We start from the raw sequence: 24,008 nt of genomic DNA, 5'->3' as shown, positions 1-24,008 counted from the left end.
CCCTTACTGACATTCGCCATCGCGTCGCTCTCCGTTCGCTGTTACTCCGGCAACCGCAGCTCGGGCTTCTCGACCTCTTCGATGTTCACGTCCTTGAACGTGATGACCCGCACCTGCTTGACGAACCGGGCCGGGCGGTACATGTCCCACACCCACGCATCGGCGAGCCTCAACTCGAAGTACACCTCGCCCTCCGAGTTTCGCGGAATCAGCTCCACGCTGTTGGCCAGGTAGAACCGGCGCTCGGTCTCGACGACGTAGCTGAACTGCCCGACGATGTCCTTGTATTCGCGGTACAGCGAGAGCTCCATCTCGGTTTCATACTTCTCGAGATCCTCGGCGCTCATCTGGTGTGCTGTCCTTCTCGTTCTCGTTGTGCTGATGCCTTGTCGCCCATCTTTGCGTACGCCGTTTCAGCATGCCGCATTGGTGCCATTTCCCGCCGCACGTCCGTCATCTCTGCGGCCCGCCGCACGTCCGTCATCTCTGCGGCCCGCCGCACGTTCACATACGAGTAGCGATGCTCCGCACACGGCCCCAACTCCGCCAACGCCGCGGAGTGCGCAGGAGTGCTGTAGCCCTTGTGCTCGGCGAACCCATATCCCGGATGGTCCCGTTCCATATCGACCATCAGCCGGTCCCGGCTGACCTTCGCCAGCACGCTGGCCGCGGCGATGCAGGCGGCCGCGCCATCTCCGCCGATCACCGGCAGGGACGGCACCGCCAGACCGGGCACCCGGAAGCCGTCGCACAGCACGTAACCGGGCCGCAGCGACAACCCCGCCACCGCCCGCCGCATGCCTTCGATATTGGCGACGTGGACGCCGCGGCGGTCCACCTCATCGGACGGAATGAATACCACGTGATACGCCAGGGCATACCGGCGGATCAGGGGAAACAACCGCTCGCGTTCACGCTCCCCGAGCTTCTTCGAATCGTCGAGCGCGGCCAGGCTGTCCATGCGATTCGGGCCCAGCACGCAGGCTGCCACCACCAGCGGACCCGCGCAGGCCCCGCGGCCCACCTCGTCCACCCCGGCGACCGGGCCCAGACCGTTGCGATAGAGCGCGGATTCCAGGGTGCGCAGCCCAGAGGACCTCCGGATCACCGTTCGCGGCGGCCACGACGCCTTCACCACTGGCGGCACAGGGCAGCTCCTAAGAGTTGGTCTGCGGGTTCACGCCATTGATACCGCCCCATCGGGACGGTGGCCAGGCGATGAACCGTGCCTTTCCGATCACATTCTCCACCGGAACAGTGCCGGCCATCGGATCGCCTGTGCACAGCACACGTTGCCGCGCATCGGGCCGGGTGTCTTCGGTCAGATTCGTGCAGTGGAACCGCGAGTCGGCCGAATGGGTCCGGTTGTCACCCAACACCCACAACCGGTCCTGCGGGACGGTGACGGGCCCGAACTCAGGGCCCAGGCACGGATAGATACCGGGGTCGGCCATCATGGTCGCCGGATCCAGATACGGCTCGTTGAGCTGTTTGCCGTCGACCGTCAGCCCGGTGTCAGCACGGCATTGCACCGTCTGGCCGCCCACCGCGATCACACGCTTGACCAGGTCATTCTCATCCGGCGGCACAAAACCGACAAAAGAGAGCGCATTCTGCACCCAGCGGATGGCGGTGTTGTCCGAACGGATCGACTTGTAGCCGACGTTCCACGACGGCGGGCCCTTGAAGACCACCACATCGCCGGGTTCCGGCTTCGAGAAACGGTAGGTCACCTTGTCGACCATGATGCGGTCACCGACGCAGCCGGCACAGCCGTGCAGCGTCGGCTCCATGGATTCCGAGGGAATCAGATAGGGCCGCGCGATGAACGTCAACGTGACGTAGTACAGCACCAGGGCGATGGTGGCCAGAATGGCGATCTCACGCGCCGTGGAATGCTTGCGCTCCGGTTCGTCCGGCGCATCGCCGGTGTCAGACTCCGTCACCGCGGACGCGGGATCTGATTCTGGGTCGGCTTCGAGGTTGCCCTCCGAGCGCGCGTCGGCAGAGTCGGTGGGTCCGGTCACAGGCACCACAGTAGCGAGCGTCGTGACCGGTCCCGCGACGAGAGCTTCGTCAGGCGGAGCAGCGCGCTCAGCGCTTTTCCTTGATCTTCGCCTTCTTGCCACGCAGTTCGCGCAGGTAGTAGAGCTTGGCGCGACGCACGTCACCGCGGGTCACGACATCGAGGTGATCGATGTTGGGCGAATGCACCGGGAAGGTCCGCTCGACGCCGACGCCGTAGCTTTCCTTCCGCACGGTGAAGGTCTCGCGGATGCCGCCACCCTGGCGACGGATCACGACACCCTTGAAGACCTGGATGCGTTCCTTCGAGCCCTCGATCACCTTCACATGCACATTGACGGTGTCGCCGGGGCTGAAGGTCGGGATGTCGTCGCGCAGCGACGCCTGATCGACGAAGTCCAGCGTGTTCATCGGTGACACTTCCTTGTTGTTCGCGGCTCCGGACGTGCGCGCACATCGTGCGCAGCCGAAGCTATTTTCGGGTGTATCGGGGTGTATCTCGCAGCGGAACGCGGACAAGCCGGCCCAGCCCTGCGCAGACAACTGCTCAATTGTGCCAGACGGGTACCCATACCGTGAAATCCGGCGAGTCACAGCACCCATCCGTATCGACTCCGGCAGCATACTTCGAGCACGACTAAGGGCGCGCGCCGCACGGCCAACAGTTAGGCTTCACCCACCCGATGGGCCGGTCCCGCAGAGCCCATCGGATTTGTTGACGGTTCAAGGAGGACCATGCCACGGCGGCCGTCGAAGCGGATGGTGGCGAGCGCGGCCAGCATGACGGCAATAGTCGCGATGGCCGTCATCTCGGTCGGCTGTGAAGCCCGGGTCTACGGAACTCCCCCGGACGCACCCGACGCACCTCAGCTGACGGTCGTCGTCCCCCAGGGCAGCATGGCTCCATTACCCGAGGCGTCTCCGGGCGAACCCGCGGCCAGCTTCACCGGGCTCGAGGACCGCACCCAGCGGGCCACCGAGGACGCCGCCGGTGACGGCGCCGAGATCACGGTGCTGGTGCTCGACCGCAACACCGGCCAGCTGGTGTCCAACGGGAACGGCACGTCCATCGCCATCGCGTCGGTGGTCAAGTTGTTCATCGCCGACGATCTGCTGCTGCAGGAAGCCAAGCGGCAGACCGTCCTCAGTCCCGAGGACCGCAACAACCTCGACGTGATGCTGCGGTCCTCCGACGACAGTGCCGCCGAGGTCTTCTGGAACCGCAGTGGCGGCAGCGCGATCATCAACCGGGTGGCCGCCCGCTACGGCTTGGGCTCGACGCGGCCACCTAACGACGGCCGGTGGTGGAACACCATCAGCACCGCCGCCGATCTGGTGCGCTACTACGACATGTTGATGAACGGCAGCGGCGGCCTGCCCGCCGAACAGGCCAACGTCATCCTGTCCAACCTGGCCCAGTCCACCCCGAACGCCATCGACGGCACCCAACCGGGCGGCATCTACCCCCAGCGATTCGGCATTCCCGAGGGCCTCTACTCAGAACCGGTCGCGGTCAAACAGGGTTGGATGTGCTGCATCGGCTCGGATTGGATGCACCTGTCGACCGGCGTGATCGGGCCCGACCGTCGCTTCATCATGGTGATCGGCGCGCTGCAGCCCACGAACGCCGCCACGGCACGCGACACCATCACCGACGCCGTCAAGACGATGTTCCCCGGCGGCCGGATCTAGGACTCGTCGAGCAGATCCGGCCGGCGCTCGCGGGTGCGTTGCAGCGATTGCTCATGGCGCCATGCCGCGATCTTGGCGTGATCCCCGGACAGCAGCACGTCGGGCACTTCGAGCCCACGCCAGCTCTGCGGACGGGTGTAGCTCGGCCCTTCGAGCAGGCCGTCGGAGTGCGAATCCTGTTGGTGTGATGCGGGGTTGCCCAACACATCGGGCATCAACCGAACCACGGCCTCGATCATCACCAAGGCCGCCGACTCGCCACCGTTGAGTACGTAGTCGCCGATGGAAACCTCTTCGACCCGCATTCGGCGAGCGGCGTCGTCGGCCACCCGCTGGTCGATCCCCTCGTACCGGCCGCAGGCGAACACCAGATGCGACTCTGTGCTCCAACGCTCGGCCACGGCTTGGGTGAACGGGCGTCCGGCAGGAGTCGGTACGACCAGAAGTGTTTCTTCAGAACAGATTTCATCGAGCGCCTCGCCCCATACCGGCGCCTTCATGACCATTCCCGGACCGCCACCATACGGCGAGTCATCCACCGATCGGTGCACGTCATGGGTCCAGTTCCGGAGGTCGTGCACGGCCAGGGAGAGGATCCCGGCGTCGATCGCCTTGCCGGGCAACGACTGCCGGATCGGATCGAGATAGGCCGGGAAGATCGTGAGGACGTCTATTCGCACTGCGCGGCCCGTCAGACCAGGTCCAGGTTCAGCAGACCGTCCGGAGGATCGATGACGACGGTTCCGGTGTCCCGGGACACCGATGTGACGATGGCGCTGACGAACGGGACGAGTATCTCGCGGCCGTCGGCGTCGGCCTTGACCGACAACAATTCTCCGGCCGCGGTGTGCAGTACCTCGCGGACCACACCGACCGCGGTGCCGTCGACCGTGACGACCCGCAGCCCTTCGAGTTCGTGGTCATAGAACTCGTCGGGATCATCGATCGCGGGCAGCTCGGCGGTGTCGACGACGAACACCGTGCCACGCAACGCGTCGGCGGCATTGCGGTCGCTGACACCGGCCAGGCGAACCAGCAGCCGACCCGAGTGTTCACGCACGGACTCCACCGAGAAAGTGCGCTCCCCACCCCCTTTGGCGCGGCCCCGAAGGGCCACGCCAGGGGTGAACCGGGCGTCGGGGTCGTCGGTGCGGACCTCGACGACAACCTCGCCGGTAATGCCGTGAGCTTTGACAACCCGCCCGACAACCAGGTCCATGGATCCGACGCTACTGGTCGGTGTCCACCACGTCGACGCGAATACCGCGCCCACCGATGCCCGCGACCAAGGTCCGCAGCGCAGTGGCCGTACGGCCGCCGCGTCCGATGACCTTGCCCAGGTCATCGGGGTGCACGTGCACCTCGACGGTCCGCCCACGGCGGTTGGTGACCATGTCGACACGTACGTCGTCGGGATTGTCCACGATGCCGCGGACCAGGTGCTCGACGGCGTCGACCACGACAGAACTCACTGCGATGCTCAGCTCTCGCTTGCGGCTTCGTCGGCGGCCGCAGGTGCCTCAGCTTCGGTGCCGGTCGCCTCGGCGGCGGCCTCGTCCTGCTGATCCTTCTTCGGAGCCTTCTTCTTCTTCGGCGTCACCGCCGCGGCACCGGCGCCGCTCTCGGCCTCGGCCAGCGCAGCATTGAACAGGTCCAGCTTGGACGGCTTGGGCTCCTTGACCTTCAGCGTGCCCTCGGCACCCGGCAGGCCCTTGAACTTCTGCCAGTCACCGGTGATCTTCAGCAGGGCCAGAACCGGCTCGGTGGGCTGAGCACCGACACCCAGCCAGTACTGCGCGCGCTCCGAATCGATCTCGATCAGGCTCGGCTCTTCCTTGGGGTGGTAGCGGCCGATGACCTCGATGGCGCGGCCTTCGCGGCGGGTGCGCGCGTCGGCGACGGCGATGCGGTACTGGGGGTTGCGGATCTTGCCAAGCCGGGTGAGCTTGATCTTGACAGCCATGGTTAAGCACTTCTCCTTGCGTGTCACGCTGCAATTCGGCGATGCGGGCGGAATTGCCCGATCCGGTTTTGCCTTACGTGTGTGACCGCCGCGCAGCGCATTGAACGAGTCGCACGGCAGACAGCCGCCAATTGTGCCAGAACGATGCCGACCAGCCCAAATCTGGTCCGAATGGCCAGTTATCGCACAAGTTTTCGATGGTTGCGTGTCGCAACTGGCCACTCGTCGCGGGGACCGGCGTCGTCAGACGATCTTGTCGAAGCACTTGGTCTCGACGCGGCGGCTCATCCGCCAACCATCGGCCGTGCGGACGAACTCGTCCTCGTACCACAGCCCGCAGAACAACACCTGTTGCTCCAGCCCCGGCAGCACCATCGGGTTGAAGCAGATGGTGCGCGAGGATGCGGTGTCGCCGGCCGGGTCGTACGTGATGCGAAGATCGAAGTTCCCGAGCATGTGGGCATAGGCCGGAAAGTTCGGCAGCACTTCGGCCAACCAGGCCTTGACGTCCGGGTATTTACCGTCGATGCCACCCATCGCCCGGTAGTCGATATAGGCGTCGGCGGTGAACACCGCATCCAGGTCATCGAACAGTCGACGGTCGATCGCCGTGGAGTAGTCGATCAGCAACTGCTGGATCTCCAGGCGGTCCGAAATCTCTTCCAGGCTCAGCACCATTCGATTCAACACCACCGATCCTTGTTGCTCTTCACGTCCGCCGACCCAGATTGCTCCTCACGTGCGCGTCAGGATTGCGGGCCCTCCGAAGGCGGCCAATGCTCCCCCGGCGAGGCGTCGCCCGGCTCGGTGAAGTCACCGCGGGACAACGGCACCCACTGCTCACTGGGCGCCGGCTGCTTCGAGGACGGGAAGTCGCGGAGCGCGCCGGTCGGGTTGGAATCCCACGCCTCGAATGTCAACGGTGTCTGCAGCCAGGCGTTCAGCAGTAGATAGGTCGCCTCCAACGAGTCCAGGTGAGTCCGTTCCCACCCGTGGCTGCCGTCCAGACCGAACCCCACCAGCGCCGCCCGGGTACCTGCGCCCGCCTCGATGGCCGCCGCCGCGTCGGACCGGTAGTAACGGAACACGTCCCGCGCGAACGGGATGCCCTGCCCCTCGGCCAGGCGGCAGAGCTTGCGGGTCAGGTGATAGTCGAACGGGCCGTGCAGGTCGGCCATCGGGATCGTCACACCGTGCTCGATCGAATGCTGGCCCGGGGCGCAGACCGCGTTGTCCACCGAGACCAGCTCGGCCACATCGGGTGGCAGCCCGTGACTGGCGCCGTGCCCCACTTCCTCGGTGATGGTCACCATGAGCGTCGCGCGGTGCGGCAGCACGATCTTCTGCTCTGCGATCGTCTTGGCCAGGGCCAACGCGACCGCCACCCCCGCTTTCCCGTCGAGGTGCCGGGACACCACGAATCCGTCCTCGGTGAGTTCGGGGCTGGCGATCAGCGCGACGAAGTCGCCGACGTTCAGACCCAGACGTTCCAGATCGGCACGCGTCGACACGTTCCGGTCCACCCGGACCTCCACGTGATCCCAGTCGGTGGGCTGGGTGTCGATCTCGTCGCCGTAGGCGTGCCCGCTGGCCTTGAGCGGCATGATCGTGCCCGTGAAGAACTCGTCGGGGTCGTCGGAGAAGATCCGGACCCGGGCGCCCGCAGCGAACCGCGCGGAGAACGTGCCGACCGGGACCAATTCGAGGCGGCCGTTGTCCTTCAGATCCCGGACCATGCATCCGATGGTGTCGGAGTGCACCACCAGCGCCCGGTCGATGGTGGGCGACTCACCCGGCAGTTCGGCAGTCAACGCGCCGCGCCGGGTCAAAGTGAACGGCACGCCGAGGTCGTTGAGAATGTCGCCGATCAACTGCATCACGGCGTCGGTGCGTCCCGACGGGCTCGGGGTCTGCAGCAACGCCAGCAGCGTGTCGACCATCCACTTGCGTTCCGCCTCGGGCATGGTGGCGGGTTCTGCCACGGTGTCTCCCCTCGAATTCGTCGAATCTTCCTCGGGCTCCTATGCGCGAGGAACGTGCACGCTTTAGGGTCAGTGCACATGGTCAGGCTCGTCGGCTCAATCTCGCTCTGTCTCGCGGCACTCCTCCCCACAGTTGTAGTCGGAGCTGTGGTCGGCTCCCCCACCGCCTCGGCCGACGCCGCTGTGCAGCAGGTGGGCTCGGCGCCCATCCCGGACGGTCCCGCGCCGGCCTGGATCGTCGCCGACATCGATACCGGCCAGATCCTGGCCGGTCGAGACCAGTACGTCCCGCACGCACCCGCCAGCACCATCAAGACACTGCTGGCGCTGGTGGCCCTCGACGAACTTCCCCTGGACGCTACCGTCGTCGCCGACGGAGCCGACGCGAAAGTCGAGTGCACCTGCGTCGGGATCAAAGCCGGTCGCACCTACACCATGCAACAACTGCTCGACGCCGCGCTGCTGGTCTCCGGCAACGACGCCGCCGACACCTTGGCGCACATGCTCGGCGGCAAGGGCGCCGCTGTGGCCAAGATGAACGCCAAGGCCGCGGCGCTCGGCGCCAACGCCACCCATGCCGGATCACCGTCGGGTCTGAACGGGCCCGGCATCGACGGGGCCACCACGCCACGGGACCTGGCCGTGATCTTCCGCGCCGCACTGGCCAATCCGGTGTTCGCCGCGATCACGTCGTCGCCGTCGGCGTCGTTCCCCGGTCCCAGCGGCCCGGTCACGTTGGCCAACCAGGACGAGATGCTGGGCCGCTATCCGGGGATGCTCGGCGGTAAGACCGGTTTCACAGATGTGGCGCGCAAGACGTTTGTCGGCGCAGCGCAACGCGACGGCCGCCGGTTGGTGATCGCGATGATGTACGGGCTGGTCAAGGAAGGCGGGCCGACCTACTGGGACCAGGCCGCCAGCCTGTTGGACTGGGGTTTCGCGCAAGACCGCTCGGCAGGTATCGCCGCGCTGTAGCGGTTTCGGCGCCCCGACCATCGCAACCAATCGGAAACCGGATCGCGCGCTGCGCGAGTCCTGCGCTCCGTAACGTCGCCCCCTGTGCGAATACTGTTCGCGGCGACCGCGCTCGCCCTCGGCGCGGTGCTGTCGGTCACGCCCGCCGCGAACGCGCAGCCAAGTGCGCAGCCCGTCGGCGCCCAGATTCCCGACGGACCTGCCAAGGCCTGGTTGGTCGCCGATCTGGACACCGGTCAGGTGCTGGCGTCCAAGGACCCCAACGGCTCGTACGCGCCGGCCAGCACCATCAAGCCGCTGTTGGCGATGGTCGTGCTCGATCACCTGAGGCCCGACAATTTCGCGCGAGCCAACCAGTCGCACACCAAGGTCGAATGCTCGTGTGTGAGGCTTGTCCCTGGGCAGCCATACACCACCCGGCAGCTGCTCGAAGCGCTGCTCATGGTGTCGGGCAACGATGCGGCGAACATGCTCGCCGACATGCTCGGTGGTCAGCCCGCCACGGTGGCGGCGATGACCCGCAAGGCGGCCAGCGTCGGCGCCCGCAACACCCGGGTCTCCTCGCCGTCGGGCCTCGACGGGCCCGGTTGGGAAACCGTCACCACTCCACACGACCTGGCGGTGATCCTGCGAGCGGCGCTGAGGTACCCGCTGATCGCACAGATCATGCGGCAACCGTCGGCGCAGTTCCCTGGTAAGACCCTGACCAACCAGAACGAACTGCTCGCGCGCTACCCCGGTGACATCGCAGGCAAGACCGGATATACCGATCTGGCCCGCAAGACGTATGTGGGTGCCGCCCAACGCGGAAACCGACGCCTGGTCGTGGTCCAGATGTACGGCACCGGCGATCTGTACGGTCAGGCGATCGACTTGTTCGACTACGGCTTCTCACAGTGACCCTAGAGGGGTAGGGCCCCAACGGCACTCGCGAGAAAGTAAGGTCACCCTAAATTCGTGTGGTGTGCCCGCGCGCGATGAGGGGAGCCGATGTGTCCGACCGTGAGTTCTCGTTGGTGGTCGCCTATGGCACCGACATGGGCAACGCCGAAGATGCCGCCATGTCGTTCGCCGAAGCCGCTACGGCCGCCGGAATCCCCGCCGAGGCCGTGGAACTCAACCAGGTGGAACTCGGCCTCCTCAGTAGCACAACACATTTCATCGTGGTGACGTCAACCTTCGGTGACGGCGAATTCCCTGACACCGCCACGTTGTTCTGGGAAGCGATCAGCGCCTCGACCGAGCGGCTGGAACACATGAGTTTCGCAGTGCTCGCCCTCGGCGACACGTCCTACGAATTGTTCTGCAACGCAGGGAAACTGCTGGACGCGCGGCTCGAAGAGCTCGGCGCGACCCGCCTGGCCGACCGGGTCGACGTCGACGGCCGCTACGAGGAACCCGCTGCTGCCTGGACCACCGACCTCGTCAAGCAGCTGACCGCGACGCTGGCCGGTACCGCCGCGCCCGCCGTCGTCGTCGAGAACCCTGCGGCTGATCCCTCCCCTCGTAACCAGGACCGCAACCGCCCCATCGCGGTACCCGTGACGGTCAACCGGCTGCTCACCACAGCGGCATCCGACAAAGACGTCCGCCACTACGAGCTGGACCTCAGCGGATCCGGGATCACCTACGAAGCAGGCGATTCGCTGGCAGTCCACGCAACCAACGATCCCGATCTGGTCGCGGCGATGCTGGCCGAACTCAAGGTGGGCCCCGAGCACCGGGTCGCAGACGCCGAAGAGGCGTTGGGTGTTCTGCTCACCGAGAAGCTGGAGATCCGGACGCCCTCACGCGCACTTCAGGAGTTGACGGGTCCCGCCGCCTACGGAGAAGACGTCCTCGACCTGATCAGGCGGGCCGACCTCACCGTCGACGAGGTCGTCGATACATTGCGCCCGTTGCAGTTCCGCGATTACTCGATCGCGTCAAGCCCGCTGGTGCATGCCGATCACGTGCACCTGACCGTGGCCACCGTGCGCTACGACGGAACCGACCGCCGGCACGGCGGCGTGGCCTCGACCTATCTTGCCGAGCGCGCGCAGACGGTTCGGGTCCACCTGCGACCCAACCATCATTTCCGCCTTCCGGCCGGCGACGTGCCGATCATCATGATCGGCCCGGGCACGGGCATCGCGCCGTTCCGGGCCTTTCTGCAAGAGCGGCAGGCCGCCGGGGCGTCCGGCCGGTCCTGGCTGTTCTTCGGGGACCGGCGCCGGACCACCGACTTTCTGTACGGCGACGAGTTGACGGGGTTCGTCGAATCCGGCACGCTGAGCCGGCTCGACCTGGCGTTCTCCCGCGACCAGGCCGCGAAATTGTATGTGCAGCAACGAATGCGGGAAAGCTCGAAGGAACTGTTCGACTGGCTACAGGACGGCGCACACATCTACGTGTGTGGTGACGCCGACCGCATGGCCAAGGACGTCGACGCCGCCCTGCACCAGATCGTCGCCGAAAGCGGTGGCATGGACGCCGAGGCCGCACACGCCTACGTCAACGACCTGATCAAGACCCACCGTTACGTGCGAGACGTGTACTGAGCCGCGGTGCAGCCCGGTCGCGCCCACCGTCAATACCTTCACCACACGCTCCTCACGGGTTCATCCGGTCAAACAACGCTTCGCCCTCACGGCGAGTCCCTGCCGACTGGCCGACCAATACTTCCGCGTCGCCACGCTCCAGCAGGGGCAACGCATCCGCGACGAACTCCTCGGCCGTCACCGCCACACTCGCGGCCGGATTACGTTCGGCGCTGGCTTGCGACCGGAGGCCCGAGGCAACGATCGGCGGCGCCATCTCGATGACCTCTACGGGACTGCCGCGAAGCTGATGGCGAAGGCTCAGGGTGAACGAGTGCAACGCGGCTTTCGTCGCGCAATAGACCGGGAAGACGGCCAGCGGCGCGAACGCGAGACCTGACGTCACATTGATGATCGTCGCAGCGGGCTGTCGCCGCAGTTGTGGCAACAATTCGTCGATCAAATGCACCGGCGCGGCAAGGTTGGTCGCGATCTCGGCGTCCAGCTCCCGGGCCGCATCACCGGCGCGGAAATCCCGCGGAATCTGAATCCCCGCGTTGTTCACCAGCACGCTCAGGTCGGGATACTCGGCAGCGAGCCAACTCACCAGCGCTCCCCGGCTCGCACCGTCCGCAATATCGCATTGGCGGGCAATCAAATTGGGATCCTCGCTACACGCCCTGTCCAGATTCGCCTGATTGCGTCCACAGATGATGACGCGATTACCACGCGCACCGACCGCCTTCGCCAGCGCGAGCCCGATACCCGTCGCGCCACCTGTGACAAGCCACGTCCGATCCGTCAATTCCATCTCAAATCCTCTCGTGAGCCGTGTCGTCAGTGCGCGGACGCTTGCATCGATCGCAAGCGGCAAGCGGCAAGCGGCAAGCGGCAAACGTCAACCCACACCGAGCAACGGACTAAACCGCCTTCATACTATCAAACACTTGATAGTTCACAAGGGCTTGTTATCATTGATCCCGTGGCTGGTTCTGTCAGGTCGACTACAGCGAATCAGGCTGTGACCAGCCTCCTTGACGCTTGTGATGACTCCCCGGTCGGCTGGTCTCAAACCTTTGGTGCACAGCAAACGTCTAACAGACGTCGCGTGTCGTACCCTCGACCAGTGAAGGAGACTGACCAGGGGCCGGTCGGTGCCGATGCACTGGACCGCGTGACCTGGGCGCTACGCAAGGCCGAGGGTGCCGTGCAGACACTCAAGGAGCAGCGACTGCGCTCGCTGGACATCCCGGTGGCGCACTACTCGTTGCTGATGTCGGTGCACGCCGACCCGGGCTTGACCGGCGCGGAGGTGGCCAGGCGCCTCAACGTCACCCCACAGGCAGTCGCGTCGCTGGCGGACCGCCTGGAAAAGCGCGGCCAACTGGAGCGCAAACCGCACCCACGCCATCGCCATGTCCAGGAGTTGCACCTCACCGACGTGGGCCGCGACGCCCTGCGCCGCGCCGATGCCGTGGTCGCGGAAGTCGAGGAACAGCTCAGCACTCAACTGGGATCCGCAAACACCAAACGCCTACGCACATTGCTGGACAAGATCGCCGAAGCCGCGCAGAACGCGTGATTCGTGCGCCTCGGGTAACGGCGGACGTTACCGGAGGTGCACAAGATCACCGGGCGCAACTGTCAGTAGACGCGACCGCGCAGGATCACCAGTTCCGGGTGGCTGACGCCGCCGTGGCGGGGATCGTCGCCGTAGCACACCAGGTCTGCGGACGCTCCGTGCTCCAGCGCGGGCCGGCCCAGCCAGGCCCGAGCATCCCAACTGGCCGCTCCGAGCGCGGCTGTCGGGCTCATCCCGATGCCCTTGAGCGCCTCGACCTCGTCGGCGATACGGCCGTGGGCGATCATCCCGCCCGCATCGGTACCCGCGAAAATCGGAATCCCCGCCTCGTGGGCCGCGCCGACCCGGCGGCGGCAGGAGGCATAGAGATCGCGCATGTGCTTCGCGTAGGCCGGGTACTTGCCGGCCGCGTCGGCGATCCCGGGGAAGTTGTCGATGTTGATCAGGGTGGGCACCAACGCCGTCCCGTGCGCGAGCATCAATTCGATGGTGTCGTCGGTGATCCCGGTGCCGTGCTCGATGCAGTCGATGCCGGCGTTGATCAGCCCGGGTAGGGCCTCTTCGCCGAACACGTGCGCGGTGACCCGTGCCCCTTCGGCGTGGGCCGCGTCAATCGCGGCCTTGAGGATCCCGTCGGACCACAGCGGTGCCAGGTCTCCGATACCGCGGTCGATCCAGTCGCCGACCAGTTTCACCCAGCCGTCGCCCCAGCGGGCCTGCTCGGCCACGGCCGCGGGCAGTTGCGACTCGTCCTCGATGTCGATCGGCAAACCGGGTGAATAGCGCTTGGGCCGGGCCAGATGCCGACCGGCCCGGATGATGCGCGGCAGGTCCTCACGGTCGTCGAAGCTACGGGTGTCCACGGGCGAACCGGCGTCGCGCAGCAACAGCGCACCGGCGTCACGCTCGGTTTCGGCCTGGGTGACCGCCTCGTCGATGTCGACGGCACCGCCCGGGCCCAGGCCTACGTGGCAGTGGGCGTCGACCAGGCCGGGGATGATCCAGCCACCGTCAAACACGGTGTCCGCGTTGGCAATCGGCTCCACTGACAGCACTCCATCGGCCACCCACCACTCGACGGCTTCGCCGTCGGGCAGGCCGCGTCCCCGGAGGTGGAGCGCGCGCACCGAACTACTTCTGGCCCGGGAACTTCAGCTTGGACAGGTCGAAATCGGCGAGGCCGGGCGGCAGCTCGTCCAGCCCCTTGGGCATGTTGGACAGGTCGGGGAAGCCGGCGGGAAGCCCGCCGGCACCCAGCGGGTTACGCACCTTCGGTGGCGTCGGGCCCGCACCCTTGCGGCCCTTTTTGCCGGCCTGCTTGTTCTTGCCCTTGGCGGCCTTGCGCGGCGTGTTCTTGCGTCCGAACGGCATGCCCATCTGGCCGGCCATCGACGACATCATCTTGCGCGCGTCGAAGAACCGGTCGACCAGCGAATTGACCTCGGACACGGTCACCCCGGAGCCGTTGGCGATACGTAGCCGCCGGGACGCGTTGATGATCTTGGGGTCGGCCCGCTCGGCCGGGGTCATGCCGCGGATGATCGCCTGTACGCGGTCCAGCTGCTTGTCGTCCACGGCGGCCAGCGCATCTTTCATCTGGCCGGCACCGGGCAGCATGCCGAGCAGATTGCCGATCGGGCCCATCTTGCGGATCGCCAGCATCTGCTCGAGGAAGTCCTCCAGCGTCAGCTCGCCCGAGCCGATCTTGGCGGCGGCCTCCTCGGCCTTCTGTTGGTCGAATACCTGCTCGGCCTGCTCGATGAGGGTGAGCACGTCGCCCATCCCCAGGATGCGGCTGGCCATCCGGTCGGGGTGGAAGACATCGAAGTCTTCGAGCTTCTCCCCCGCGGACGCGAACAGGATCGGCATGCCGGTGATCTCACGCACGGACAGCGCGGCACCACCGCGCGCATCGCCGTCGAGCTTGGTCAGCACCACACCGGTGAATCCGACACCCTCACGGAACGCCTCGGCGGTGGCGACGGCATCCTGACCGATCATGGCGTCGAGGACGAACAGGGTCTCGTCCGGACGCACGGCGTCACGGATCGCGGCAGCCTGGCTCATCAGTTCGTCGTCGATGCCGAGGCGGCCCGCGGTATCGACGAGGACGACGTCGAAGTGCTTGGCCCGGGCTTCGGCCAGGCCGGCCGCGGCCACTGCCACCGGGTCCCCCGCGCCGTCGGATTCGTGCGCGCCGGGGGCGGTGCCCGGGTGCGGGGCGAAGACTGCCACGCCCGCGCGTTCGCCGACGATCTGCAGCTGGTTGACCGCGCCGGGCCGCTGCAGGTCACACGCCACCAGCAGCGGGGTGTGGCCCAGCCCCTTGAGCCATTTCGCCAGCTTGCCGGCCAGCGTGGTCTTGCCGGCGCCTTGCAGGCCGGCCAGCATGATCACGGTCGGCGGGTTCTTGGCGAAGGCCAGTTGACGGGTCTCGCCGCCGAGGATGCCGATCAGCTCCTCGTTGACGATCTTGACCACCTGCTGCGCCGGATTCAGCGCGGCCGAGACCTCGGCACCCTTGGCGCGATCCTTGATGCGCGACACGAAGGCACGCACCACCGGCAGCGAGACGTCGGCCTCCAGCAGGGCCAACCGGATCTCGCGCGCCGTGGCGTCGATATCGGCGTCGGTCAACCGCCCTTTGCCGCGTAGGCCCTGCAGGGCTCCGGTCAACCGGTCAGACAGGCTCTCAAACACGTGGTAAGCCTAGCGGGCCGCCGAATTGTGGCGTGGTCGTGCGCCGCGAGGCGGAACTCATGGCGTCCGCCGCCCAGCAGATCAGGCAGGAAAGCACGAAGATGCCCATGCTCGTGGCCGCCGCGCCCCACCACTGGCTCCACCACGCACCGTCGAAGGATTCGTGATTGTGAACCGCGTCCCGGATCAGCGATTGACGCACCAGCTGATCGACGGTTGCGAACACCACAGTCGCGATCAGGCCGACGGCCCAGATCTTGTTGCGTCGACGCGCTATGCCCCAGGCGCTTACCTGACCCACCGCGATCAGCACGGGACACGCATCGAGCACCCACATCAGCGCAGGTGAACCACCCGTCATCCGATACAGGGAGGGGTACCACAGGTACGCCGCCAACACCGCGGTGTCGAGCATCGTCATCGCGATCACGACGGTCACCGCGGCAACCCGTCGGTTACGCCGCGCCCAGAAGGCGATGACCACCAGGAAGTACAGCCAAAGCACGGCGTTGGAACCCAAGGCCCAGACATTTCTCATCAGCTCCGACGAGCTCTTGAGCCATTCCGCATGCCTCAGCCAGGATTCCAGGAAGAAGATCAGGATGGTGGGCAACAGCAGCACGGCGCTGACGATGGTTTGCGCGGCGGGTGAGAACCGCTCGGGCTCCTGGCCATGAACCGGGGGTCCGTAGCCGTACGGGGTCGGCGCACCATAGCCATATTGGGGTGGCGAGCCATAGCCGTACTGGGGCGGCGGACCGTACCCGAAGTTCTGGCCCGCGAAATTCGTCATGCGGCCAATCTTCGCGTACCCGTCACCCTGCCTGCTGCACCGGTTTCGCCGGTGGCGGCGCGGGCAGGATCGCGAACATGTCGCGCTCCAGTTCCGCCCGGAACGCAGCCCGACCTGACTCGTCGGCGGCCAATGCCGGTGCGGTGATGCAGAACACGTCGACCACCGAGGAACCCAACGTGGTCACCTTGGCCCAGGCGACGTCGACACCGTCCCGCTCGAACACCGCGGTCAGCCGCGCCAGCAGACCTGCCCGATCGATGGTGCGGATCTGGACGATGAGGTCTGAAGGCGTGGCGCCGGGCGACCACAGGATGCGCGGCGGAGCGGGCACGTGGTTGGCCGGCACCGACGCGAGGATCTCACCGGCACGGGTGGTCGGGTGCTGAGCGGCCTCCTGATCGCGCCGTTCCAGCGCACCGATCACGTCCAGTTCACCCTCGAGCGCCAGGATGAACTGCTGGCGAAGCAGTTCGGCGGCCGGCGGTGCGCCGAAGTGCGGGGACACCACGAAGGTGTTGATCGCCGAGCCCTCGTGACTGTTGACCGATGCCGAGTGGACGCGCAGTGAATTCAGTGCCAGCACGCCGGCCGCCTTGGACAGCAGGCCGCGCCGGTCCGCGGCGATCATCGTCACGTCATAGATGTGCGGGCCCTCGCCCGGCGTGAGTTCGACGTGGATGCCGGCGTCCGCGGCCAGCTCCATGAATCGAGGTTCGACGGGATCGGGCTGCGGCAGCGGCTCGCCGGCCATCACCAGTCGGCACCGTCGGACCAGATCCCCGATCAGCGATGCCTTCCAGTCGCCCCACACTCCGGGCCCCGTCGCCAGCGAATCGGCCTCGGCCAAGACGTGCAGCAGCTCGAGTAGCACCATGTCCCCACCGAGCGCGTCGGTTACCGCGTCAATGGTCTTGGGGTCCTGCAGATCTCGTCGTGTCGCGGTATCGGGCAGCAGCAGGTGGTACCGGACGATCTTGGACAGCACCTCGATGTCGGACGGCCACAGACCCAGCCGGGTCCCGATCTGGGTGGCCAGCTCCGCGCCGATCACGCTGTGGTCGCCACCGCGACCCTTGCCGATGTCGTGGCACAGCGCACCGAGCAACAGCAGATCCGGCCGTGACACCCTTGTGGTGAAAGCGCCTGCCCGCGAGACGGTTTCGACCAGATGGCGGTCGACGGTCCAGATGTGCACCACGTCGCGCGGCGGTAGGTCCCGCACCGCGCCCCACTCCGGGAACAGCCGGCCCCACAGCCCCGTCCGGTCCAGGGCCTCGATGGTGGCCACCGCGGCGGGACCGGCCGCCAGCAGCACCAGCAGGTCCTTGAGCGCCTGGCGGGGCCACGGTGTGCGCAGTTCCGGAGCGGTTTCGGCCAGCCTGCTCAACGTGGACACCGCCATCGGCAGTCCGGTGCCCGCCGAGGCCGCAGCGACCCGCAGGATCAAACCCGGATCGCGTTCCGGGCGTGCGTCACGGGCCAGGATCACCTCACCCGCGAACTCGATCACCCCCTCGTCGAGTGGCCGGCGCACCGGGCGGCGCAGTGCCGCAAACCCACGGCGCGGCAACGCATTGGCCGCGGTGCGAATACCCGAGTCGACGTAGTAGCTCACGGTGCGGGCCGCATCGGAGAGCATGCGGGCCAGATCGAACCGGTCTCCGATTCGCAGGGCCGCGCCGATCTCGTCGGCGTGCTGGGCCAGCAGGAGTTCCCGACCACGGCCGGAGGCCCGGTGCAGCTCGGTACGCACATTGAGCAGCGCCAGGTGGGCATCGCCCAGGGTTCCGGTCGGCGAGGCCAGGGCCCGGCTCGGATACACGTCGGCCAGTTGCGCTATCGCGAGCGCATTGAGCAGCTGAACATCACGCAGGCCGCCCCGGCCCGACTTGAGATCCGGTTCGGCGCGGTGCGCGATCTGGCCGCTGCGCTCCCACCGCGCCCGCGCATGCTCGACGAGCTCGTCGAACCGCGAGGCGATTCCGATCCGCCACTGCCGGCGCGACCCGCTGACCAGCAGTGCCGACAGATCGGCGTCACCGGCGATGTGACGCGCGTCGAGCATGGCCAGGCCCACTGAGATGTCCTCACCGGCCACCTTCAGCGCTTCGGGCACGGTGCGCACACTGTGATCGATACGAATATTGGCGTCCCACAAGGGATACCAGAGCTTCTCGGCGACCTCGGAGACCAGCTCGACCGGCATGTTGTCATGCAACAACGTGAGGTCCAGATCGGAGTACGGCAACATCTCGCCGCGGCCAAGCCCGCCGGTTGCCACGATCGCGAATCCGCTGGTGGCCGTGATCCCGATCTCGGCGGCCTTTGTCGCGAGCCAGAATTCGTGCAGATCGAGCAGTGCGTCCCGCAGAGCCGCCGCATCCAGTTGACGCGACCCCCCACCGAGCAACTGCTGGGTGGCCGCCGCCAGATCGTTGGCGGGACGCGATGAAGCCACCGGAGCCCCCTGTGAGGAGGCTCCGGTGAATTCTCGGTTGTTCTCTGTCATTTCGACTCCTCCCCGGCTGATCACCGGGTAGTGCTCACGCGATTGCCGGCCGGGAGAGGACGCCTCGATGGACGCTCCGACTACAGGGCGTCAGCCCCCCGCTCACCGGTGCGCACCCGGACCACGGTGTCGACGGGGCTGACCCAAACCTTCCCGTCGCCGATCTTGCCGGTCCGCGCGGCCTGCACGATGACGTCCACGACCTTGTCGACCGCGGAGTCGTCGACAACGACCTCCACCCGGACCTTCGGCACGAAATCGACCGAGTACTCAGCGCCGCGGTAGACCTCGGTGTGCCCCTTCTGGCGACCGTAACCCTGTACCTCGCTGACGGTCATTCCCAGAATGCCCGTCTGTTCCAGGCCGGTCTTGACATCCTCCAGCGTGAACGGTTTGACGATCGCAGTGATCAGCTTCATATTTCCTTATTCCTCCCCGCCGTGACGACCAAGAACAGAACCGGTTCCGACAGCGACGAAGTCGTAGCCGCCCTCAGCGTGCTCGGACTCGTCGATACCGGATGCCTCCTCCTCTTTGTCCAGGCGCAGGCCCACGGTGTATTTCACAATCAACGCCAAGATAGCGGTACCCACCGCTGAATAGAGCAGAACCGCCCCGGCCCCGACCGCCTGTCGCCACAGCTGGTCGAACCCGCCGCCGTAGAACAGGCCGGCGACCGCGGCCGGTGCCTCTGTGGTGGCCACCAGACCCACCATCAACGTGCCGACGATGCCGCCGACCAGGTGGACACCCACGACGTCGAGTGAATCGTCGAAGCCGAACTTGAACTTCAGGCCCACCGCCAGCGCGCACAGCACACCTGCGACGGCGCCGATCGCCAACGCCCCCAGCACGTTCACCGACGAGCAGGACGGCGTGATGGCCACCAGCCCGGCAACGATGCCCGATGCCGCACCCAGAGAAGTGGCGTGTCCGTCACGAATTCGCTCGGTGAGCAGCCAGGCCAGCATCGCCGTCGCGGTCGCCACCGTGGTCGTGACAAAGGTGGAACCGGCAATTCCGTTGGCCGACACGGCAGAACCCGCGTTGAAGCCGTACCAGCCGAACCAGAGCAGGCCCGCACCGAGCATCACGAACGGAAGGTTGTGCGGGCGCATCGGTGTACCGGGCCAGCCGAGCCGCTTGCCCAGGATGATGGCCAGGACCAGGCCGGCAGCGCCCGCGTTGATGTGCACCGCAGTGCCACCGGCGAAGTCGATTGCCTTGAGCTGGTTGGCAATCCAGCCACCCTGATGAATCACGGTCTCGCCGTCGGAGCCCTTGACGTCGAAGTCGAATACCCAGTGCGCGACCGGGAAGTAGATGAAAGTCGCCCACAGCCCGGCGAACAGCAGCCAGCCACCGAACTTCATGCGGTCGGCGACCGCGCCGGAAATCAGTGCGACCGTGATGATCGCGAACATCAGCTGGAAGCCGACGAACACGGTCGCCGGGATCGTCCCGACCAGCGCGATGGGCGCATCGGCCGACCCGTTCCCCCCGATCAAGCCCTTGAGACCGAAGAACTGTGCGGGATCACCGATCACGCCGGCGGTGTTGTCACCGAACGCAACCGAATAGCCGTACAGCGCCCACAGCACTGTCACCACACCCATGGCGCTGACGCTCATCATGATCATGTTGAGCACGCCCTTGGCACGGACCATGCCGCCGTAGAAGAAGGCCAGGCCCGGCGTCATCAACAGCACAAGTGCGGCACTGGCCAGCATCCATGCTGTGTCACCGGTATCCGGCGCACCCAATATCGGGAATTGCTCCACTCGCAGTTTCCTCCTTCAACCACGCCACGGTCGCAGGGATTTACGACCATTGACCTGGTCCAAGACAATGCTGAGTGGATGTTTCAGCCACGGCGCCGTTGCGTTTCGCTCGTGTGAACGGATAGGCAGGCTGCGTTTCGCCGGTGTTACGCCGTGCGTTTGCCTGGGTTTTTGGTCATCCCAGCAAGGCGTCGACGAACGCCGCCGGCTCGAACGGAGCGAGGTCGTCGGGGCCTTCACCGAGTCCGACAAGCTTGACCGGAACCCCGAGTTCCTGCTGGACACGGAACACGATGCCGCCCTTGGCGGTGCCGTCGAGCTTGGTCAACACCACTCCGGTGATGTCGACGACCTCGGCGAACACCTTGGCCTGCGGGAGACTGTTCTGGCCGATGGTGGCATCGAGTACCAACAGCACCTCGTCGACGGCAGCGCGCTTCTCCACCACCCGCTTGACCTTGCCGAGTTCATCCATCAGCCCGGTCTTGGTGTGAAGGCGGCCTGCGGTGTCGATGACGACAACATCAGCCCCGGCCCTGACACCTTCGTCGACGGCGTCGAACGCCACCGATGCTGGGTCCGCGCCCTCGGCCCCTCGCACCACCTCTGCGCCGACGCGCGCGGCCCAGGTCTGCAATTGATCGGCAGCCGCGGCGCGGAACGTGTCGGCGGCGCCGAGCACCACGCGGCGGCCATCGGCGACCAGTACACGAGCCAGCTTGCCCACGGTGGTCGTCTTGCCGGTGCCGTTCACCCCGACCACCAACAACACAGAAGGCTTGTCGGCGTGCGGCAGCGCCTTGATCGACCGGTCCAGTTCCGGCCGCAGCTCCGACATCAGTACCTCGCGCAGCACCGCCCGCGCATCCGCTTCACTGCGCACGCTCTTGCTGGCCATCCGTTCACGCAATGCCGCGACAACGGATTCCGTGACCACCGGACCGAGGTCTGCGATCAGCAGGGTGTCCTCGACGGCCTCCCACGAGTCCTCGTCGAGATCGCCTCCGCCGAGCAATCCGAGCATGCTGCGGCCCAACGCGTTCTGGGACTTGGACAGGCGGCCCCGCAGCCGGTCCATCCGCCCTTCGGCCGGGGCGATGTCCTCCACAGCGGCCGCGACAGGATCGGGCGCCTCGGTCGCGGCAGGTTCCGGCTCGGCGGCCACTTCAGGCTCGGCCGGCTTCTCCGGTGCAGCCAGCTCCTCCGGTGCAGCCGGCTCGGCCGGCGGTTCCGGCAGCTGAACATCGGAGATGGTGCGTCTCGGTGCGTCACGCGGAATGGTGGCGTCGTCGCCGACCGCAGGCAGCCCACCGGTGTCGACGCGCTCTGCCGTGGCAGAACCCGCTTGGCTGAACGTGATCCCCGAAGAGGCCGTGTAGCCCCCGGAGCGGTCGAGCGGTTTCGTCGTGTCCCGCTCGGAAAGGCTGATCCGCCGCCGCCGGTAACGCACCAGCCCCACGGTGAGTGCAACGACGACGAGAACGGCGACGACCGCGACAGCGATCCACAGGGCCAACAACGCACTTTCTGACACGCCGCCATTGTCTCAGGGCAGCCGCCCGCCAACGACCGGCCCCGTTTCTCGCCGTCACGCCGACGACCACCGCGCGCCGATCCCAGCCGGTACATCGTCATACCAAGTTGCCGAAATCTGCGGTACATGCACGTACCACGGATGTATGTTCGACCCATATCGCGAGCGCTCCCACGCTCTGACACACGCCGTAGATTTCATCTACGGCTTAACTGCGTGTGCCCTATTCCATGGCAAATGCTGTCTTTCACCACGATTTTTCCCTTTATCAACGCAATTTTCTCAATTTGCCTTCACTCGACGTTGACATGCTCCACCATCCATTTGGGTCGGGAATGGCTTCGGCATTTGATCGGCGTGTGGGCCTTCCCTTGGGAGTTTTGCGAAAGGGAGGTCAAGGATGCGCATTCGTGTGCTTCGGCTGCCGGCACTGACGCTGGTCGCCCTGATCGGCACCGTCGGGCTGGTGCTGACGGCAGGCATGAGCACGTTGGTTCAACTGGCGGCAACGGCACTCATCATGGGCGGGACCGGGATGAAAGCGCTGGGCGACCCACACCAATGGGGTACCGGGACGTACGTGGACCAGGTGAACAACACCTACCTGTCCGACCGGCACCTCGACGATGACGACCTGCACTGGGTGCCGACACCCGAACACTTCTGGCCCGCCACGGGCCTCACCGACATCAGCTTCGACACCTCGGTTGCCCGCGGTGTACTCAACTTGAACAACGCCGTATTCGCCACACCGGGAGAGAAGATCGTCGTCGGCTACTCGCAGAGCGCCAACATCGCCACCCGGGAGAAGCGCAATCTCGCTGATCTACGAGCACAGGGCGCCACCGTCCCCTCTGCCGAGGAGCTGTCGTTTGTGCTCGTGGCCAACCCCAACCGGCCCAATGGCGGCATCCTGGCCCGGTTCGGGGGTCTTTACATCCCGATCCTCGGCGTCAGCTTCGACGGCGCCACCCCCGACGATGAGTACCAGACGATCGACATCGCCCGCGAGTACGACCTGATCGCCGACTTCCCCAAATACCCACTCAATCTGCTGGCGGACCTCAACGCATTGTTCGGGTACTTCTATCTACATCCGAACTACGGGTCTTCGGTGATCAACCTGAACGATCCGAGCACGTACCAGTCCCACACATCCGGCAACACCACCTACTATCTGGTGCACTCCGAACACCTCCCGCTGCTGCAGCCGTTGCGCGACATCGGAATTCCGGCTCCACTGATCGATCTGGTCGAGCCGACCCTGAAGGTCCTGATCGACCTCGCCTATGACCGCACTCCGGAGAACATGGGGGTCCCGACCCGAGCTGGGCTCATGCCCCGCATCGATCTCGACAAGTTGGCGTCGGACCTCAGTGCCGCAGCCAAGCAGGGCGTGCGCGATGCGCTCGCCGGTTTGGGCATCGACACGGGTGATGACGCCGATCGCCACACGGAAAGCATTGCCACACTGAATAGGTCGACACCCGACACGGTGACATCCGATCTTTCGACGGCACGGAAGTCTCAGCCCGAACCCACCCGGCAGCACGCCACCGGCACGGACCCCACGACGGATGACGACGCCCTCCCCGGAGCTGAGGCCGACACCCCGGAGGCCGATCTCGAGGCGAACGATCCTGAGCCCGATACCGACGTCGACACCGCGGTCAAAGCCGGGACCCGCACCAAGACCGCGACCACTAGGCCACCGAGATCGACGGCCGAGCGAATCCGGCAGTCAGTACGGCAGGCCCTCTCACCCAAAGTGGACAGTGTCGAGCCGCAGGAGGCAGACGGCCCGCGTCCGAGCCACAGAACCCATCACCGGAACGAAAGTGAGTCGGCCCAAACGAAATCCGCGACCACCGGAGCGAAAGAAGATGGTCCGCAAGCCAAGCCGCGCGGTAGCCGTCGCGCCGCGCACTCCGACGCGGCATAGACCCGCGG

24 protein-coding genes are annotated in these 24,008 nt (G+C 66.2%); 6 read left to right on the top strand and 18 right to left on the bottom strand.

All coding sequences use genetic code 11. The annotated features are described in order from the left end of the window. Positions 1–41 precede the first annotated feature (41 nt). From QQ25_RS12720 to rplS, 4 genes are read right to left on the bottom strand one after another with little or no spacing between them, the layout of a single operon-like run. On the bottom strand, positions 42–347 hold the full coding sequence (locus tag QQ25_RS12720) for a DUF2469 domain-containing protein (RefSeq protein ID WP_003881082.1): 306 nt from the start codon (positions 345–347) through the stop codon (positions 42–44). Further along, on the bottom strand, positions 344–1,135 hold the full coding sequence (locus QQ25_RS12715) for a ribonuclease HII (RefSeq protein WP_052235869.1): 792 nt from the start codon (positions 1,133–1,135) through the stop codon (positions 344–346). The genes QQ25_RS12720 and QQ25_RS12715 overlap by 4 nt, the downstream gene beginning before the upstream one ends. Positions 1,136–1,157: 22 nt before the next feature. After that, positions 1,158–2,129 carry a signal peptidase I gene (gene lepB / locus QQ25_RS12710; RefSeq protein WP_407661795.1) on the bottom strand — a complete coding sequence of 324 codons (972 nt, stop codon included), beginning with the start codon at positions 2,127–2,129 and terminating at the stop codon, positions 1,158–1,160. Beyond that, a complete protein-coding gene (gene rplS / locus QQ25_RS12705; protein WP_029111328.1) occupies positions 2,095–2,436 on the bottom strand; it encodes a 50S ribosomal protein L19 in 342 nt (113 codons plus the stop codon). Before rplS ends, lepB begins: the two co-directional genes overlap by 35 nt. Before the next feature lie 324 nt (positions 2,437–2,760). Between rplS and QQ25_RS12700 the strand changes: the two genes are divergently transcribed. Beyond that, positions 2,761–3,717, top strand: coding sequence for a serine hydrolase (locus tag QQ25_RS12700; protein ID WP_039318861.1), 957 nt, complete (start codon positions 2,761–2,763; stop codon positions 3,715–3,717). Here the strand turns inward: QQ25_RS12700 and trmD are convergent. From trmD to QQ25_RS12670, 6 genes are all read right to left on the bottom strand, one after another. Further along, positions 3,714–4,397: a tRNA (guanosine(37)-N1)-methyltransferase TrmD gene (gene trmD, locus QQ25_RS12695; protein WP_039378984.1), complete on the bottom strand. Its 684-nt coding sequence runs from the start codon at positions 4,395–4,397 to the stop codon at positions 3,714–3,716. The two genes, QQ25_RS12700 and trmD, sit on opposite strands and share 4 nt — an antisense overlap. Before the next feature lie 11 nt (positions 4,398–4,408). Continuing rightward, positions 4,409–4,936 (bottom strand): ribosome maturation factor RimM, encoded by a 528-nt coding sequence (rimM, locus tag QQ25_RS12690; RefSeq protein WP_039318857.1) that lies wholly within the window; start codon positions 4,934–4,936, stop codon positions 4,409–4,411. Between the two features lie 10 nt (positions 4,937–4,946). Beyond that, positions 4,947–5,189: an RNA-binding protein gene (locus tag QQ25_RS12685; protein WP_003928628.1), complete on the bottom strand. Its 243-nt coding sequence runs from the start codon at positions 5,187–5,189 to the stop codon at positions 4,947–4,949. A gap of 8 nt (positions 5,190–5,197) precedes the next feature. Then, positions 5,198–5,680 (bottom strand): 30S ribosomal protein S16, encoded by a 483-nt coding sequence (gene rpsP, locus QQ25_RS12680; protein WP_039318843.1) that lies wholly within the window; start codon positions 5,678–5,680, stop codon positions 5,198–5,200. Positions 5,681–5,923: 243 nt separating this feature from the next. After that, the gene (locus QQ25_RS12675; RefSeq protein WP_039379879.1) at positions 5,924–6,355 is read right to left on the bottom strand and encodes a nuclear transport factor 2 family protein; all 432 of its coding nucleotides are present in this window, start codon (positions 6,353–6,355) and stop codon (positions 5,924–5,926) included. A 71-nt stretch (positions 6,356–6,426) separates the two neighbouring features. Beyond that, on the bottom strand, positions 6,427–7,644 hold the full coding sequence (locus QQ25_RS12670; protein WP_276015892.1) for an osmoprotectant NAGGN system M42 family peptidase: 1,218 nt from the start codon (positions 7,642–7,644) through the stop codon (positions 6,427–6,429). Between the two features lie 96 nt (positions 7,645–7,740). On the opposite strand from QQ25_RS12670, the gene QQ25_RS12665 reads away from it, so the two are divergent. From QQ25_RS12665 to QQ25_RS12655, 3 genes are all read left to right on the top strand, one after another. After that, complete coding sequence (locus QQ25_RS12665; RefSeq protein ID WP_039378981.1) at positions 7,741–8,637, top strand: D-alanyl-D-alanine carboxypeptidase family protein; 897 nt, start codon at positions 7,741–7,743, stop codon at positions 8,635–8,637. A gap of 84 nt (positions 8,638–8,721) precedes the next feature. Further along, positions 8,722–9,537, top strand: coding sequence for a D-alanyl-D-alanine carboxypeptidase (locus QQ25_RS12660; RefSeq protein WP_039378980.1), 816 nt, complete (start codon positions 8,722–8,724; stop codon positions 9,535–9,537). A gap of 77 nt (positions 9,538–9,614) precedes the next feature. Then, entirely contained in the window at positions 9,615–11,177 is a 1,563-nt protein-coding gene (locus tag QQ25_RS12655) for a diflavin oxidoreductase (protein WP_039378978.1), read from the top strand. Between the two features lie 52 nt (positions 11,178–11,229). Here QQ25_RS12655 and QQ25_RS12650 read toward each other — a convergent pair whose 3' ends face one another. After that, positions 11,230–11,967, bottom strand: a complete 738-nt coding sequence (locus tag QQ25_RS12650; protein ID WP_039378976.1) for an SDR family oxidoreductase — start codon at positions 11,965–11,967, stop codon at positions 11,230–11,232. A 315-nt stretch (positions 11,968–12,282) separates the two neighbouring features. On the opposite strand from QQ25_RS12650, the gene QQ25_RS12645 reads away from it, so the two are divergent. Continuing rightward, a complete protein-coding gene (locus QQ25_RS12645) occupies positions 12,283–12,738 on the top strand; it encodes a MarR family winged helix-turn-helix transcriptional regulator (RefSeq protein WP_101906198.1) in 456 nt (151 codons plus the stop codon). A 62-nt stretch (positions 12,739–12,800) separates the two neighbouring features. On the opposite strand, the gene QQ25_RS12640 is transcribed toward QQ25_RS12645, so the two are convergent. The 7 genes from QQ25_RS12640 to ftsY form a co-directional block, all read right to left on the bottom strand. Then, on the bottom strand, positions 12,801–13,865 hold the full coding sequence (locus QQ25_RS12640) for an amidohydrolase family protein (protein WP_039318833.1): 1,065 nt from the start codon (positions 13,863–13,865) through the stop codon (positions 12,801–12,803). Positions 13,866–13,869: 4 nt separating this feature from the next. Further along, positions 13,870–15,438, bottom strand: coding sequence for a signal recognition particle protein (gene ffh, locus QQ25_RS12635; RefSeq protein ID WP_039318832.1), 1,569 nt, complete (start codon positions 15,436–15,438; stop codon positions 13,870–13,872). Then, entirely contained in the window at positions 15,431–16,231 is an 801-nt protein-coding gene (locus tag QQ25_RS12630; protein WP_039378975.1) for a sulfur globule family protein, read from the bottom strand. Before QQ25_RS12630 ends, ffh begins: the two co-directional genes overlap by 8 nt. 22 nt (positions 16,232–16,253) lie before the next feature. After that, positions 16,254–18,743, bottom strand: coding sequence for a [protein-PII] uridylyltransferase (locus QQ25_RS12625; protein ID WP_039378973.1), 2,490 nt, complete (start codon positions 18,741–18,743; stop codon positions 16,254–16,256). 80 nt (positions 18,744–18,823) lie between these two features. Continuing rightward, positions 18,824–19,162 carry a P-II family nitrogen regulator gene (locus QQ25_RS12620; protein ID WP_003881099.1) on the bottom strand — a complete coding sequence of 113 codons (339 nt, stop codon included), beginning with the start codon at positions 19,160–19,162 and terminating at the stop codon, positions 18,824–18,826. Positions 19,163–19,168: 6 nt separating this feature from the next. Next, complete coding sequence (locus QQ25_RS12615) at positions 19,169–20,473, bottom strand: ammonium transporter (RefSeq protein WP_039379877.1); 1,305 nt, start codon at positions 20,471–20,473, stop codon at positions 19,169–19,171. A gap of 226 nt (positions 20,474–20,699) precedes the next feature. Continuing rightward, on the bottom strand, positions 20,700–22,058 hold the full coding sequence (gene ftsY, locus QQ25_RS12610; protein WP_039378972.1) for a signal recognition particle-docking protein FtsY: 1,359 nt from the start codon (positions 22,056–22,058) through the stop codon (positions 20,700–20,702). 400 nt (positions 22,059–22,458) lie between these two features. On the opposite strand from ftsY, the gene QQ25_RS29745 reads away from it, so the two are divergent. After that, the gene (locus tag QQ25_RS29745) at positions 22,459–24,000 is read left to right on the top strand and encodes a PE-PPE domain-containing protein (protein ID WP_052235794.1); all 1,542 of its coding nucleotides are present in this window, start codon (positions 22,459–22,461) and stop codon (positions 23,998–24,000) included. Positions 24,001–24,008 lie beyond the last annotated feature (8 nt).

It is taken from the genome of Mycolicibacterium setense, from assembly GCF_000805385.1.
In the GTDB taxonomy this organism is placed as follows: domain Bacteria; phylum Actinomycetota; class Actinomycetes; order Mycobacteriales; family Mycobacteriaceae; genus Mycobacterium; species Mycobacterium setense.
Note: the sequence above shows the minus strand (reverse complement) of the source record. Positions and strands in the feature narration are given on the sequence as shown.

Coding starts and splice junctions, on each gene's coding strand:
- QQ25_RS12625 (WP_039378973.1), bottom strand. CDS start 18,743: ATGACAGAGAACAACCGAGAATTCACCGGAGCCTCCTCACAGGGGGCT.
- QQ25_RS12620 (WP_003881099.1), bottom strand. CDS start 19,162: ATGAAGCTGATCACTGCGATCGTCAAACCGTTCACGCTGGAGGATGTC.
- QQ25_RS12655 (WP_039378978.1), top strand. CDS start 9,615: ATGAGGGGAGCCGATGTGTCCGACCGTGAGTTCTCGTTGGTGGTCGCC.
- QQ25_RS12630 (WP_039378975.1), bottom strand. CDS start 16,231: ATGACGAATTTCGCGGGCCAGAACTTCGGGTACGGTCCGCCGCCCCAG.
- QQ25_RS12670 (WP_276015892.1), bottom strand. CDS start 7,644: ATGCCCGAGGCGGAACGCAAGTGGATGGTCGACACGCTGCTGGCGTTG.
- rimM (WP_039318857.1), bottom strand. CDS start 4,936: ATGGACCTGGTTGTCGGGCGGGTTGTCAAAGCTCACGGCATTACCGGC.
- QQ25_RS29745 (WP_052235794.1), top strand. CDS start 22,459: ATGCGCATTCGTGTGCTTCGGCTGCCGGCACTGACGCTGGTCGCCCTG.
- QQ25_RS12700 (WP_039318861.1), top strand. CDS start 2,761: ATGCCACGGCGGCCGTCGAAGCGGATGGTGGCGAGCGCGGCCAGCATG.
- QQ25_RS12650 (WP_039378976.1), bottom strand. CDS start 11,967: ATGGAATTGACGGATCGGACGTGGCTTGTCACAGGTGGCGCGACGGGT.
- QQ25_RS12720 (WP_003881082.1), bottom strand. CDS start 347: ATGAGCGCCGAGGATCTCGAGAAGTATGAAACCGAGATGGAGCTCTCG.
- QQ25_RS12665 (WP_039378981.1), top strand. CDS start 7,741: ATGGTCAGGCTCGTCGGCTCAATCTCGCTCTGTCTCGCGGCACTCCTC.
- QQ25_RS12615 (WP_039379877.1), bottom strand. CDS start 20,473: ATGCTGGCCAGTGCCGCACTTGTGCTGTTGATGACGCCGGGCCTGGCC.
- rplS (WP_029111328.1), bottom strand. CDS start 2,436: ATGAACACGCTGGACTTCGTCGATCAGGCGTCGCTGCGCGACGACATC.
- rpsP (WP_039318843.1), bottom strand. CDS start 5,680: ATGGCTGTCAAGATCAAGCTCACCCGGCTTGGCAAGATCCGCAACCCC.